This window comes from Rugamonas fusca (genome assembly GCF_014042365.1).
Classification (GTDB): domain Bacteria; phylum Pseudomonadota; class Gammaproteobacteria; order Burkholderiales; family Burkholderiaceae_D; genus Rugamonas; species Rugamonas fusca.
Genome location: NZ_JACEZS010000001.1, coordinates 590,515 through 604,922 on the forward strand (window position 1 = coordinate 590,515; position 14,408 = coordinate 604,922).

General features: G+C 65.9%; 11 protein-coding genes. 3 read left to right on the forward strand and 8 right to left on the reverse strand.

Features of this window, described 5'->3' with window-relative positions; translation table 11 throughout:
* Positions 1 to 10: 10 nt before the first annotated feature.
* Entirely contained in the window at positions 11 to 1,120 is a 1,110-nt protein-coding gene (locus H3H36_RS02585) for a muconate/chloromuconate family cycloisomerase (protein ID WP_182213633.1), read from the reverse strand.
* Positions 1,121 to 1,221: 101 nt separating this feature from the next.
* Here H3H36_RS02585 and H3H36_RS02590 point away from each other — a divergent pair, with 101 nt between their 5' ends.
* On the forward strand, positions 1,222 to 2,136 hold the full coding sequence (locus tag H3H36_RS02590) for a LysR family transcriptional regulator (protein WP_182213636.1): 915 nt from the start codon (positions 1,222 to 1,224) through the stop codon (positions 2,134 to 2,136).
* Positions 2,137 to 2,518: 382 nt separating this feature from the next.
* Here H3H36_RS02590 and H3H36_RS02595 read toward each other — a convergent pair whose 3' ends face one another.
* Together H3H36_RS02595 and H3H36_RS02600 are read right to left on the reverse strand one after the other, a co-directional pair.
* Positions 2,519 to 3,187, reverse strand: coding sequence for a glutathione S-transferase family protein (locus H3H36_RS02595; protein ID WP_182213638.1), 669 nt, complete (start codon positions 3,185 to 3,187; stop codon positions 2,519 to 2,521).
* Between the two features lie 25 nt (positions 3,188 to 3,212).
* A complete protein-coding gene (locus H3H36_RS02600) occupies positions 3,213 to 4,358 on the reverse strand; it encodes a zinc-binding dehydrogenase (RefSeq protein WP_182213640.1) in 1,146 nt (381 codons plus the stop codon).
* Between the two features lie 283 nt (positions 4,359 to 4,641).
* On the opposite strand from H3H36_RS02600, the gene H3H36_RS02605 reads away from it, so the two are divergent.
* Both H3H36_RS02605 and H3H36_RS02610 read left to right on the forward strand, forming a co-directional pair.
* Positions 4,642 to 5,631: a helix-turn-helix domain-containing protein gene (locus H3H36_RS02605; RefSeq protein ID WP_182213642.1), complete on the forward strand. Its 990-nt coding sequence runs from the start codon at positions 4,642 to 4,644 to the stop codon at positions 5,629 to 5,631.
* An 80-nt stretch (positions 5,632 to 5,711) separates the two neighbouring features.
* Positions 5,712 to 6,572, forward strand: a complete 861-nt coding sequence (locus H3H36_RS02610; protein WP_182213644.1) for an SMP-30/gluconolactonase/LRE family protein — start codon at positions 5,712 to 5,714, stop codon at positions 6,570 to 6,572.
* Positions 6,573 to 6,640: 68 nt separating this feature from the next.
* Here the strand turns inward: H3H36_RS02610 and H3H36_RS02615 are convergent, their stop codons facing one another.
* From H3H36_RS02615 to H3H36_RS02635, 5 genes are read right to left on the reverse strand one after another with little or no spacing between them, the layout of a single operon-like run.
* Complete coding sequence (locus tag H3H36_RS02615) at positions 6,641 to 7,879, reverse strand: thiolase family protein (RefSeq protein ID WP_182213646.1); 1,239 nt, start codon at positions 7,877 to 7,879, stop codon at positions 6,641 to 6,643.
* A 36-nt stretch (positions 7,880 to 7,915) separates the two neighbouring features.
* A complete protein-coding gene (locus H3H36_RS02620) occupies positions 7,916 to 9,484 on the reverse strand; it encodes an AMP-binding protein (RefSeq protein ID WP_182213648.1) in 1,569 nt (522 codons plus the stop codon).
* A gap of 55 nt (positions 9,485 to 9,539) precedes the next feature.
* Complete coding sequence (locus tag H3H36_RS02625) at positions 9,540 to 11,969, reverse strand: efflux RND transporter permease subunit (RefSeq protein ID WP_220459581.1); 2,430 nt, start codon at positions 11,967 to 11,969, stop codon at positions 9,540 to 9,542.
* Between the two features lie 4 nt (positions 11,970 to 11,973).
* Positions 11,974 to 13,050 carry a WD40/YVTN/BNR-like repeat-containing protein gene (locus H3H36_RS02630; protein WP_182213650.1) on the reverse strand — a complete coding sequence of 359 codons (1,077 nt, stop codon included), beginning with the start codon at positions 13,048 to 13,050 and terminating at the stop codon, positions 11,974 to 11,976.
* A complete protein-coding gene (locus tag H3H36_RS02635) occupies positions 13,040 to 14,404 on the reverse strand; it encodes a DUF1329 domain-containing protein (RefSeq protein ID WP_182213653.1) in 1,365 nt (454 codons plus the stop codon). The genes H3H36_RS02630 and H3H36_RS02635 overlap by 11 nt, the downstream gene beginning before the upstream one ends.
* Positions 14,405 to 14,408 lie beyond the last annotated feature (4 nt).

Genomic DNA, 14,408 nt, shown 5'->3' on the forward strand with positions numbered 1-14,408 from the left:
CGCGGCGCGATCAGCGGCGGCGCAGGTCGCGCAACTTGTCCATGTCCGGCTCCACGCCCAGGCCGGGGCCGGTGGGCACCTGCAGCATGAAGTCCTGGTAGACCAGCGGCGTGCGCAGCACTTCCTGCGTCAGCAGCAAGGGGCCGAACAACTCGGTGCCGAAGGCCAGCTCGCCGAAGGTGGCAAACAGGTGGGCCGAGGCGGCCGTGCCGACGCCGCCTTCGAGCATCGTGCCGCCATACAGGCCGATGCCGGCCAGCTGCGCCACCGCCGCCACCTGGGCCGCCGGCACCAGGCCGCCGGATTGGGTGATCTTGACGGCGAAGACGTCGGTGCCGTCGTTACGGGCGAAGGCCAGCGCGTCGAGCGGGCCATGCAGGGCCTCGTCGGCCATCAGGGCCACCGAGAAACGCTGCGCCAGGCGCGCCATGGCGGCCGTGTGTTCGGCCCGCACGGGCTGCTCGATCAAATCGATGCCGCCCGCCTCCAGCGCCGCGATACCGCGCACCGCGTCCAGTTCGGACCAGGCCTGGTTCACGTCCACCCGCACGCTGACCGCATCGCCCAGCGCCTTCTTGATGGCCAGCACATGGGCCACGTCATCGGCCACGGGCCGGCTGCCGATCTTGAGCTTGAAGATGTTGTGGCGGCGCAGTTCCAGCATCTGCTCCGCTTCCGCGATGTCCTTGGCCGTGTCACCGCTGGCCAGGGTCCAGGCCACGGGCAGCGCATCGCGCACCCGGCCGCCCAGCAATTCGCTCAGGGGCACGCCCAGGCGGCGGGCCTGCGCATCGAGCAGCGCCGTCTCGATCGCGCACTTGGCGAAGCGGTTGCCCTGGATGATCTTGCGGATCTTGGCCATCGCTTTGGCCACCTGGCTCGCTTCCATGCCGATCAGCAGCGGCGCGATGTGCTTGTCGATGTTGACCTTGATGCTGTCCGGGCTCTCCTCGCCGTAATTGAGGCCGCCGATGGTGGTCGCCTCGCCCCAGCCTTCGATCCCGTCGGCACAGCGCACCCGTACCAGCACCAGGGTCTGGGACTGCATGGTCGCCACGGACAGCTTGTGCGGACGGATCGTCGGCACGTCTGCCAGGATGACTTCTATGTTCGTGATCATATTTAATTTGTATAATGGGTCGCAATGGATACACGATATGCCACGCAAACCGGCCCGTCCAACACTGAGTTAGTATTGTTTCCATACTCAAAAGGTATAATGTGGAATTACGTCACCTGCGCTATTTCGTCGCCGTCGCGGACGAGAAGAACTTCACCCGCGCCGCCAAGCGGCTGTTCATCGCCCAGCCGCCATTGAGCCGGCAGATCCAGTTGCTGGAGGAGGAACTGGGGGTGGATCTGATCGAAAAGGGATCGCGCCCGCTGCGCCTGACGGCAGCGGGCCACTTCTTCCACGCGCACGCGCAGGAGCTGCTGGCCAAGGCGGCCGAGCTGAAAACCATGACCCAGCGGGTGGGCAAGATCGAGCGCACGCTGTCGATCGGCTTCGTCGCCTCCACGCTGTACGGCCTGCTGCCGCAGATCGTGCGCCGCTTCCGCGAGCGCAATACCAACGTCGAGGTGACGTTCCACGAGCTGACCACCATGCAGCAGATCCAGGCCTTGAAGGATGGCGTGATCGACGTCGGCTTCGGCCGCGTCAAGAGCGAAGACCCCAACATCCGCCGCATCGTGCTGCGCGAGGAAAGGCTGATCGTGGCCCTGCCCTCGAACCATCCGCTGGCCAGTTCCACCGATCCCGTCAAGCTGCTGGACCTGCAGATGGAATGCGTGATCGTCTACCCCAAGACCCCGCGCCCCAGCTTTGCCGACCAGGTGCTGGCCGTGCTGACGGAGCGCTCCATCACCCCGCACCAGGTGCTGGAGGTGCGCGAACTGCAGATCGCCATCGGCCTGGTGGCGTCCGGCCAGGGGGTGGCCGTGGTGCCGGAGAGCGTGAAAGGGATGCGGCGCGACGACGTGGTCTACCGCGACATCTCGGACCGCCACGCCATCTCGCCCGTGATGTTCAGCGTGCGCAAGCTGGACCGCTCGGAAGAGCTGCTCAGCATGCTGGCCGTGATCTACGAGATTTACGACGAGGTGGGGATCAGCTACGTGCGCGAGACGCTGTGAGCGCTGGCGCCGCACCGCGCGGCGCGGACCGCCATCCTGCCCAGCGCGGAACCGGGATGATCAGGCTGTTGATTTGGCCCATCCGCAAGCCATCGAGCCGGTATGCCGTGGTGTCGTAGCCGACGAATTTCTTCTTGCCATGCCAGCCTGGCGCAGCGCGCGCAACGCATATGCCCCAGGTGGATCGACTGTTCGATCTTGGCCACTCGTCGAAAATTGAATTCGCTGAGCAGGCCGCCAAGGCACTCGGCAAGACACTGAACGTTTCGCTCGTATACCGCGATGCAAATCCGCGACATCGACAACCAGTCGATGGTCGACGCCGGCCTACAGGTGATCGACCAGGACCTGGTGCACCTGGCGACGGCAAACGCATCAAGAATCAGCGGACCTGGTATTTAGCTTGGACGGCAGCAATGAATTTTGGCCACTCGACGGCGCGTTGCGCTGCTATCGACTGTACATGTGGCCTCCCGCTCAGGCGCTGTAGCAAATCGCTGGCTTCAGGGAAGCCGTCCAGAAGGTCGATGCCAAAGAGTTTTTTGGCGACTGACACGCCCAATTCAACGGAGTAAAGAAACACGATATCGGCCATGGTGAACGAGTCGCCTGCCAGGTAGGGTGAGAACTTCGCTTGGCGCTTCAGTGCCGCAAAGCCGGAGAGCAACTCGTCGCGCGCCTTGACTTTGATTGCCTCCGAACACTTCGCACCGAACAGGGCCTCCGGATAGCAGCTGCGTGCCGGCAACTCAATGTACAGCTCAAGCTGTTTCATCAAAGCTCGCACACGGGCTTTCTCACCTGGGTCCTTGGGAAGCAGCGGGACACCGTCGGTCGCTTCTTCGATGTAGTCGAGCAGGACGCTGGATTCGTTCAGATAGCCGCTGGGTGTTTCCAAGTATGGCACTTTTCCGCGTGGGCTTTTTGCGAGGAATTCGGGACTTTGGCCCGGATAGGTCAACACAAATTCGAAAGGTACACCTTTTTCGAGCAGCGCCAGTTGCACCATATTGACGTAATTGCTAGATGGAAAACCGTAGAGTTTGAGCATCTTTTTTCCAAGTATTTCTTGCGTATTAAGCTGGCAAGCCTATTGAAGGATTGATCAGATATTTGCCCCCGGTGGCACGTTGGCTGTAGATGGCAATTTCATCGAGATGGAGCGCTTCAGCCAGCGACAGCACCCGCGCATAGTGGCAGGCGAAAACCGTTTTCAGGTCGGCCAGCACGCGCGCCTGCATCTGCATCCGCTCGCTCGTACTCAGTGTTTGCATATAGTGCGTTAGCAACCAGCCGCCGATGCCAAAGGCCAGACCAAAGTTCAGCCTGATGGTGGTCGGGGAACGATCAAGCACCCCGTAGATGTATGCCTGCTTACGCTTTGCCGACCCGTATCGGCTATAGGGCTCGGATTGAGCCAGCGACTTTTCCATCACGGCCATGATCTGCGTCAGTAAATCGCCCCCGCCTATCGGGTCGAATACCAGCGTCGCACCGGTGGCCTCAATCGCGTTCGTCAGATCTTGAATAAAGTGTGGTGACGCGGAATTGCAAACCCACCTGGCCCCCATTTCCTTGAGCAAATCGTGTTGGGACTGGCTACGAACAATATTTACCAAGCCGATATGCTCTTTCTGACACAGCCTGATCAGCATCTGCCCCAGATTGCTCGCCGCGACGGTATGGACGATCGCCTTGTGTCCCTCCTTGCGCATGACATCCACCATGCACAGTGCCGTAAGCGGGTTGACAAACATGGCCGCGCCATCCGCGGCCGTGCAATCGTCCGGCAGCTCGACACATTGCGCAGCCTTGGCACAGCGATATTGCGAATACATCTCGCCACCGAACGTTGCGACCGTTTTGCCGAGCAATGCCTGTGCTTGGGGTGATTTTCCGGCTCTTACAACCACGCCGGCACCTTCATTGCCTACTGGCATCGATTGATTCAATCGGCCTTGCATGGCGGGCATCGCCGTCGCCGGAACGGTGGCGGTGACGACCGGAAATTCTGCCGTTCCGGACGCTTGCGCAGTCGTCATGTCCGCTGCGCCAAAGAGCAGGTTGAAATCAGATGGGTTAAGTGGTGCTGCCTCAACCCGGATGATCACTTCATCGACTGCGGGGTCGGCGACGGGCATCTTCCGCAGGGATAATTCCAACGTTCCACTGTCTTTGATTAAGGAGTGCAGTTGCCATCCTGTGCTCGCTGGATATGTCATGGCTTTCCTTGTTGATTGCTTGGCGATTCGGCGGGTCTACGGGTTCTCGTGGCCCATCCGGAGACAAAGGTAGTAGTCTCAGATAAATCACTAAGGAGGACTATCAGTTTTCCGCAATTTGTGAATTTTCTCGACGATCTGGCACTGTGGGTACGAAGCCGAGCCAGCCTATCCCTCGGTCGGCGCGGTAAGCGCTAGCTGCATGCAACGCCGAGTGAATCTTCCTGCCCTGATAGTCATCATTCGACTGGACATGAGCCACATACTTGCGCATAGTTATGCCATGCAAAATACCGACACGCGCCCGCCCCTGCCCGCGGTGGAAATCCGCGACATCGACAACCAGTCGATGGTCGACGCCGGTTTTCAGGTGATCGACCAGGATCTGGTGCGCCTGCAATCGAAGCCGCTCAAGGCGCGGCAGGTGATCATCCGTCTCGATGGTTGCATCCTGGCCCACCAATTCACCAACCTGCGCCTGCGCTCGCGCCCCAGCCTGCCCGACCAGTTCATCGCCTTCGTGGCCTTCGGTCCCGACGCCAGCGGCAGCGTCAACGGCCTGCAGGTGCGCCACGACATCATGCTGGCCGTGCCGCCCTCCACCGGCATCAGCCTGGTGAGCGATCCCGGCTACGAAAGCATGACCTTCCTGCTGCGCCCGGAGGACGTCAGCGCCCACCTGAAGGTGCGCGACCTGGAGGACAGCTTCCATCTGCCGCAGGAAGTGCAAGTGCTGCACGTGGGTGCCGATTCGGCCGGCAACCTGTTCGCCTGGGGCAAAAGGCTGGTGGAGGTGGCGACGGCGGACCCCGAACTGTTCAACAACAAGGAACAGCGCGCGGCCGCGCAAGCCGACCTGGTCGACACGCTGCTGACTACGCTGTCGGGCACCAGCAAGCTAGAACCGGAGCGGCGCGAACGCACGCGCCAGCTGCAAAGCGACATCGTGCGGGCGGCCGAACGCCACGCGCTGGCGCACGCCGACGAGCGCCTGTACGTGACGGACCTGTGCCGCGCCGCCGGCGTCAGCGAGCGCACGCTGGAATACGCGTTCCGGGCCGTCATGGCGCTCAGCCCCACCGCCTACCTGACCCGCATCCGCCTGCACCGGGTGCACCAGGCCCTGTTACAGGCGCGCCCGGGCTCGACCACCGTCACGGAACAGGCGCTGAACTGGGGGTTCTGGCATTTCGGCGAGTTTTCGCGGGCCTACAAGGACTGCTTCGACGAACTGCCCTCCAACACGCTGCGGCGCAGCGCCGACCAGTCGTAGCGGGGGTTTCGGATTTCCGATAGCGCCGTCGGGTGAATTCAAGAAGACTCTTGAACACCTCACTCCGACCGGAAATCCCCATGACACCGACAAGCAATGTACTGATCGACAATAAGCAGGGCCTGAAATTCACGGAAAGCCCCCGCTGGCACGATGGCAAGCTGTGGTTCATCGACATCCACGACAAGGGCATCAAGACGGTCGCGCCGGATGGCACCCTGGCGACGGTGCTGACATTGCCATTCCTGCCCAATGGCCTGGGCCGCACGCCCGACGGCGCCTGGCTGTTCGGCGACGCGCTGGGCCGCCAGCTGTACCGCTGGGATGGCGCGCAGCTGGCGCCGCTGGCCGACCTGTCGCAACTGACCACGTTCTGCCTGAGCGATGGCATCACGGACGCCCACGGCCGCTTCTACGCGGGCGACATCGGCTACAATTTTTTCGACCCCGCCAACCAGCCCGTCGACAGCTGCGTCATCGTCAAGGTGGAGCCGAACGGCAGCACGGCGGTGGTGGCGAACGGACTGTCGTTCCCCAACGGGATGGTCATCACGCCGGACGGCAAGACGCTGATCGTGGCCGAATGCATGGCGCACCGCCTGACGGCCTTTGACATCGACGCCACCGGCGCCCTGCACAACCGGCGCGTGTGGGCCGCGTTCGACGCCGGCGTGCACCCGGACGGCATCTGCCTCGACGCCGAGGGCGCCGTCTGGGTCGCCAACCCGGAAGGGCGCGACCAGGTGCTGCGCGTGCTCGAAGGGGGCCGCGTCACGCACCGCGTCAGCGTGGGCACCGGCGCCTTCGCCGTGATGCTGGGCGGCGCGGACGGCCGCCAGCTATTCATTTGCACTTCCGCCTCGCACGACCCGGCGCAGATCGCCCGCGCCCCGTCCGCCCGCATCGAGACGGTGCAGGTGGCAGTGGCCGGCGCCGCCTGAGTCCTGGCGCCGGCAAGGCCGTGCCCGGGGAGCCGGAACCAGCCCCCTCCCCGGTCCCGCCCACCGTGTTACCTGGTGAGGATGTGGATCGCCACCGAACCTTCTTCCACGCCGATCAAGCCGCCGCCATTTTCCTGGATCGCGTGGCGGGCGCCCTGCACCTGGCGCGCGCCGGCCTCGCCGCGCAGCTGGGTGACCAGTTCGAACAGCTGGCCGATGCCGGTGGCGCCCAGCGGATGGCCCTTCGATTCCAGGCCGCCGGATGGGTTGATGGGCAGGCGCCCGCCCAGCGCGAACTCGTTGCGCTCGGCCGCCGGTCCGCCTTCGCCCAGCGGCACGAAGCCGAGATTCTCCGACTGGATGATCTCGCCCATGGCCGCCGCGTCGTGCACCTCGGCCACGTGCATGTCCTGCGGTCCCAGGCCGGCGATTTCATAGGCCTGGTTGGCGGCCAGCCGGGCCAGGTTCAGTTCCGGCTGGTCAAAGCGGCGGTGGCTGAAGCTGCGGATCACGCTGGCCGCGACCTTGATGCAGCGCGACTTGTCCGCGCCCAGCCGCTTGAGGCCCTCCTCGGTGCACAGGATGACGGCGGCGGCGCCGTCCGACAGCGGCGCGCACATCGGCAGCGTCAGCGGGTAGGTGATGGGCGGCGCGGCCAGGATCTCGTCGACGCTAAACGGCTTGCGGAACTGCGAATACGGATTGAGCACGGAATGGCCGTGGTTCTTGGCCGCCACGGCGGCGATCTGGCGCTGCGTGGTGCCGAAGGTCTTCATGTGGTAGCGGCACATGGCCGCGTAGATCGCCATGAACTTGCTGTACGGGCGCTCCGACTCGCTGCCGGCCGGCACGGGCACGCCCTCGCCCATCTTGATCAGCGTCGCATAGTTCTCGTCGGCGCGCGAGACGTCCCAGCCCGCCTCCATGACGGTGAGCGCCTTGAGCTTGTCGGCGATGTTCATCTTTTCGCAGCCGATGGCCAGCGCGATGTCGGTGGCGCCGGCGCGCAGGCCCTGGATCGCCAGGTGCACGGCCGAGCTGCCGGCGGCGCAGCCGTTGTCGACGTTGAAGATGGGGATGCTGTCGATGCCGATCTTACCCAGCACCACCTGTCCCGGAATGGCGAACTGGCCTTGCAGCGGGCCGTTGGTGATGCCCGCGTAGTAGGCGGCGCCCACCTGCTCCGGCAGGCAGCCGGCGTCCTTCAGCGCGCCGCGCAGGGCCTCGCCGGCCAGGTCTTCCAGGCTGCGGTCGGGATGGCGTCCGAAGACGGTCATGGAGATACCAGCGATGTAAATTGTGCTCATGATTGTTCCAGTGTGAAGTTGATGTTGACGCTGCGCTTAAATCTTGCGGCCCTGTCCCTGCCAGTAGCTGGCCCGCAAATCCTTCTTCAATACCTTGCCCGACGGGCTGCGCGGCAGCTGCGCCACGAAGTCCACCGACTTGGGCGCCATCACGCTGCCCAGCTGCGCCTTGCACAGCGCGATCAGCTCGTCGGCCGTCACCTGCTGGCCCGCGTTCAGCTCGACCACCGCCTTGACGGCCTCGCCCCACTGCGCGTCGGGCACGCCGATCACGGCGCAGTCCTGCACCGCCGGATGGCCCCAGATCACCTGCTCCACCTGGCTCGGGTAGACGTTGAAGCCGCCCGTGATGATCATGTCCTTCTTGCGGTCCGTGATGTGCAGGTAGCCTTCCGCGTCGATGCAGCCGATGTCGCCCGTGTGCAGCCAGCCGTCGATGATGGTCTCGGCCGTCTTGGCCGGCTCCTTGTAATAGCCCTTCATCACCAGGTCGCCGCGCACGCAGATCTCGCCGGACTGGCCACGCTCCAGGATCCGTCCGTCGTCGTCCATGATCTCGACCTGCACCAGCGGGTTGGGCCGGCCCACCGAGGACAGGCGCGCGTCGCTGGCCAGCCGGCCGGCGTGGACATGCTCGCCCGGCAGCAGGGTCGAAATCGAGCCGGGCGCCTCGGTCTGGCCGTAGCCGCCCGTCATCACGGGGCCGAACACCTCGATCGCCTGCTTGAGCTTGTCGACCGACATCGGCGCGGCGCCGTACATGAAGTAGCGCAGCGACGAGAAATCGATCTTCATGTTGATGTCGGGGATGTCGAGCAGGCGATAGATGACGGTGGGCGGCAGGAAGATCTCGGTCACGCGGTGGCGCGCGATGGCGGCCAGCATCAGCGCCGGGTCGGGCTTGGACAGGATGATCACGGTGCCGCCGCGGCACGTCACGGGCAGCGACAGCAGGCCGGCCGTGTGGGTCATGGGCGCGGCCGCCAGCGTCACCGGCTTTTCCTCGGGGCCGTAGGGGCAGGCCATCAGGAAGTGGGCGAACGCGGCCTGGTAGCCGCGGTGCGTGTTCATCACGCCCTTGGGCGCGCCGGTGGTGCCGCCCGTGGGCATGACCGCCACCACGTCGTCCATGTCGACCCGCACGTGCGGCTTGCTGGCCGGCTGGCCGGCGATCCAGTCGTCCAGCGCGATGGACTGGCGCACCTGCGGCGTGGCGCCGTCGATGCAGATCCAGTGCCGGACCTTGGGCAGCTGCGCCTGCAGGCTGGCGATGGTGTCGGCGAAATAGGCCTGGTAGAACAGCACCTCGCAGTCGAACTGGTCGAGCACGTAACGGTTCTCCTCGGCCGCGTTGCGCGCCCCCACCGGCAGCCAGCACATGTTGGCGCGCCACAGGCCCAGCGCGCAGGCCCAGGCCGTGGTGTCGTTCATGGCCCAGACGGCGCCCTTGGTCTCCTTGGGCAGGCCGGTGGCCAGCAGCGCGTTGGCGATGCGGCACGATAGCTCGCCCACTTCATTGAAGCTGTAGCTGCGCTCGTCCTGGATGTAGGCGGGACCGTGCGGGTTGATGCTCCAGCCCCGGTCAAAAAAATCGATCATGGCCATCTGCGGCCTCCTTCCAATGGTTCGATGAGTAAAAATGTCGGCACGCCGCGCCTCGTCAGCGCCTGGCGGCGAAGTGCCGGTCGTTCAACAGGAAATGCGACAGGGCCGGGATCAGCACCAGCGCCCCCACCATGTTCAGCAGGAACATGAAGGTCAGCAGGATGCCCATGTCGGCCTGGAACTTGATGGGCGAGAAGGCCCATGTGATCACGCCGGCGGCCAGCGTGACCCCGACCAGCGCCACCACCTTGCCGGTAAACAGCACCGCCTCGCCGAACGCCACCGGCAGCGGCAGGCCGCGCCGCTGGCCGGCCAGCTGCACCGACAGCAGGTACAGCGCGTAATCGACGCCGATGCCCACGCCCAGCGCGATGACGGGCAGCGTGGCCACCTTCACGCCTATGCCCAGCGCCACCATCAGCGCCTCGCACAGGATGGAGGTGAGCACCAGTGGCAGCACCGCCACCAGCGTGGCGCGCCACGAGCGGAACGTCACCATGCACAGGGCGATGACGGCGCCGTACACGTACAGCAGCATGGTCGAATTGGCCTGGCGCACGACGATGTTGGTGGCCGCCTCGACGCCGGCGTTGCCGGCCGCGGGCAGCAGTTGCAGCAATTTAGGGTCGGTGGGGTTGTCGGCGATGAAGCGCTCGACCACCGCCAGCACGGCGCTCAGGGTGGCCGCCTTGTGGTCGGTCAGGAACGCCACCAGCGGCATGACCGAGCATTCCGTGTTGAACAGCTCGGGCGTGTTGACGCTGGCCTGCTGGGCGGCGTAGTTCAGCACATCCTGGTTGCGGCTGATGGTGAGCCACTTGGGATTGCCCTCGAACGTGCCGGCCGTGATCTGGCGCACCACGTCCGGCAGCGATTGCGTCATGCGCACCTGCGGCAGTTGCTGCAGCTCCCACGCCAGCCGGTCGACCGTGTCCAGCGTCGCGTAGCGCAGGCAGCCCTCCGGCGGCGTCTTCACGATCACGGCGAACACGTCGCTCGAGAGCGCGTAATGGCTGGTGATGAAGGCGTTGTCGCGGTTGTAGCGCGACTGGGCGCGCAGCTCGGGCGCGCCCGGGTCCAGGTCGCCGATCTGCAGCCGGGTCGACACGCCGTAGGCGGCCACGCCGACCAGCGTGGCGATCACCAGCGTGGCCAGGGCCCAGCTGCGCCGTTCAGCGAAGTGGTCGAGCACCACCCACAGCCCGCGCTGGCCGGCCAGCTGGCGCTCCTCCTGCTCCAGGGTGCGGCGCGCGGCGCGCGGGCTCACACCCACGTAACTGAGCAGCACCGGCAGCAGCAGCAAATTGGTCAGCACCAGCACCGCCACCCCGATGCTGGCCGTGACGGCCAGCTCGCGGATCACGGGGATGGGGATCAGCACCAGCACGGCGAAGCCCACGGCGTCGGCCAGCAGGGCGCTGACCCCGGCCAGGAACAGGCGGCGGAAGGTGTAGCGCGCCGCCACCAGGCGGTGGGTGCCGCGCGCGATGTCCTGCATGATGCCGTTCATTTTCTGGGCGCCGTGGCTGACGCCGATGGCGAACACGAGGAACGGCACCAGCATGGAATACGGATCGAGCTCCAGGTGGAATACGGCCAGCAGGCCGATCTGCCACAGCACGGCCACCACGGAGCAGGCCAGCACCAGGAAGGTCGAGCGCATGCAGCGCGTGTAGCCGAACAGCAGCACGGCGGCGATCGCGAGGGCGATCAGGAAGTATTGCGCCACCTGCACCAGGCCGCTCAGCAGGTCGCCGACGATCTTGGCGAAGCCGATCACGTGGATCTTCACGCCCCACGGCTTGCCGTCCGGCGCCAGGCCATGCTCGTAGCGCGCGCGCAAGCCATCGAGGTCGCGGCTGAGCTGCCAGTAGTCGATGCGCTCGCCCGTGGCGGTGCGCTCGAGCAGCGGCAGCTGCACGGCGGCCGAGCGCATGTCGGTGGCCACCAGATTGCCCACCAGGTTGGCGCGGTTCAGGTTCAGGCGCAGCCGGTCCAGGCTGGCGCGGTCGCCGTTGAAACCGTCCGGCATCACGGGGCCGCCCTGGAAGCCCTCCTCCGTCACCACGGTCCAGCGCACGGCCGGGGTCCAGACCGACTTCATCCAGGCCCGGTCCACGCCCGGCATCAGGAACAGCTCGTCGTTGACGTGCCTGAACGCCTCCAGGAAGCGGCCATCGAGCACGTCGCCGTGCGTGTTCTCGACCACCACGCGCAGGCTGTTGCCCATGCCGCGCAGGTCGCCGCTGTATTTCAGGAAGTTCTGGATGTAGGGGTGCCCGGTCGGTATCATCTTCTCGAAGCTGGCGTTGACCTGGACCCGCGTGGCCATCCAGCCCAGCGCCAGCGTCAGCAGCAGACAGCCGGCCATGAAGGCCCGGCGGTGGTTGAAGATCAGCCGCTCCAGCCAGTTGCCCGACTGGATGGGGAATGCCGCCAGATCGCGGACCACCGGCATTTCGGTGGAAACAGAAGTCAGTACCATGGGATCAATTCCTCGGCAATGGCAGGCTGCGCAGTCCGCGCATCCCGGCCATCACCAGCTTGTTGGAGCTTACTTGCAGGGCCGCCAGCGGTTGGCTGGCCGGCAGCGCCATGCCGTTGAAGGTCTGGCCGCCGTCGCGGCTCACCACGACTTTGCCGATCTGGTCGCCCAGCCACAGGCTGCCGTCCGCGCCGCGCGCCGAGGCCGTGATGCTGCCCTGCAGCCCGGTGGCCAGCGCGCGCCAGCTGGCGCCGCCGTCGCGGCTGATGACGGCGTGGCCGCGCATGCCATGGGCGATCAGGGCGTCGCCGCAGTCGAGCAGGCCGAAGAAGCTGCCCCGATAGCCGGTGTCGACCCGCACCCAGCGCTGGCGGGCCGTGTCGAGCCGCATCAGCAGCCCCGCCTCGCCGGCCGCGAACAGCTGCCCCCGGTGCGCGCGGATGGCGTACAGGTTGAGCAGCTTGTCGCCGTTGTCGCTGCGCGCGTACCAGCTGGTCCAGCTGGCGCCGCCATCGCGCGTTTGCAGGATCAGGTTGTAGGCGCCCACCACGAAGCCTTCCCGGGCGCTGGTGAAGTACAGGTCCAGGAAAGGCTTGTCGGGGCCGGCGGCCGCGTTGCGCTGCGCTTCGGCCAGCAGGCGGTCGCGCTCGGCGCCGGCCGGCTGCGCCGCCAGCTGCGCCAGTACCAGCGCGTTGACGGCCACGCCGTCGAGCAGCTTGCGCCAGGTGGCGCCGCCGTCGGCGCTGGCCAGCACCACGCCGTCGTGGCCGACGGCGTAGCCTTGCAGCGGCGTGACGAACTGCACCGCCGTCAGATCGACGCTGACCGGCATCGCCACCTGCGCCCAGCTGGCGCCGCCGTCACCGGAGACGGCGGCGTGGCCGCGCTGGCCCACGGCGATCAGCCGGCTCGGGCCGATCGCGGCCAGCGCCGTCATCTGGCGCCGCGCCACCAGGGCGCTGGCGCGCGCCGGGCGTTGCAGCGGATCGGCGTGGCCGGCGCCGGCCGCGGCCAGCCCGCCCAGCACGCAGGCGGCAAGGACGCAGGCGGTCAGGCCGTTGCGGCCAGGCTTAGCGCACACCGGCCGCTCCCAGCGCATCCGGGGTCCACTGGCGCTCCGGCAGCCCTTCCGTGTATTTCAGGCCGAACGGATACGCGCCCAGCAAGCCGATGATGTTGTAGCTGCCGGTGGCGAAGTCATAGAAGAATTGCGACGTGGCGCCCGGCGCCGGCTGCTCGTAGGCCGGCGTGAAGGCGGTGAAGCCGGAGCGGTACAGCAGGCCGCGCCCGTCGAACTCGTCCGATGCCAGCGCGTACCAGCTGTCCTCGTCCAGGTAGAAGGTGCGCTTGGAATAGATGTGGCGCTTGCCTTCCTTGAGCGTGCCCTCCACCACCCACACGCGGTGCAGTTCCCAGCGCAGGTAGTCGGGATTGAGGTGCTTGGGGGTGGTGACGGCGTACGGATCCTTGGCATAGGACAGCTTGTAGGCGTTGTAGGGCACGATCATCTCGCGCTTGCCCACCAGCTTCCAGTCGTAGCGGTCCAGCGCGCCGCTGAAGACGAAACTGTCGTCGAAGGTGGAGGTGCCGGCCGTGGCGGGATTGGGCGTGTCGTAGGACAGGTCCGGCGACAGCTTCACACGCCGCTGTCCCGGCAGGTACTGCCAGCCCTTGCGGGCGTGCTCCAGCGGGTTGATATAGTCCTCGATCAGCAGCGCCTCGCCCACCCGGCGCGCCGGCGCGGAATAGGCCACCTTGGTGCGGAAATAGATGTCCTTGCCGCCGGAGGTGCCGCTGCGCCTGGGGTCGTAGTACGGGTATTCCACCGTGATCTCGCCGGTGGTGGCCAGCACGGCGCTGCCCGACGCACTGACGTTGATGGAGTCATACTTGGCCACGTAGGAATGGCCGGCGTAGCGCAGCAGGTGGTTCCACATGGCCTCGTTGCCGGTCTTGGGAATCGGGAACGGAATGCCGGCATAAGTGCCCTGCACGCCCAGGCCGCCGTCGATGGCTTTCACGGAAGTGGCGTTCTTGACCGAGTTATCGAGCACGTACTTGGGATAGGCGGCGCTGCGGTGCGTGGGATAGACGTCGACCCGCATGCCGGGATAGCGCTTGAGCAGCTCGCGGGTGCCGGCCGTCAGGCGCGACTGGTACTGCGCCACGTTGGCGCCGGTGATGGAATAGAGCGGCTTCTCGGCCGCATACGGATCGGGGCGCAGGCCCGAACCTTTCTGGTAGCCGGCCGGCGCCGTCGTCAGCCCGCCCGTGTAGGGTGGAATGGTCTTGTCGGCGTTGCCGGCCAGTTCCGCGCCCACGGGGCTCAGGGTGGTGCCCAGCTTTTTCGCCTCGTCGGGCGAGACGGCCGCGAAGGCCGAGGCAGTGGCCATGGCCAGGATGGGCAAGGCCCACAGATGTGAGGATTTGAACATGATG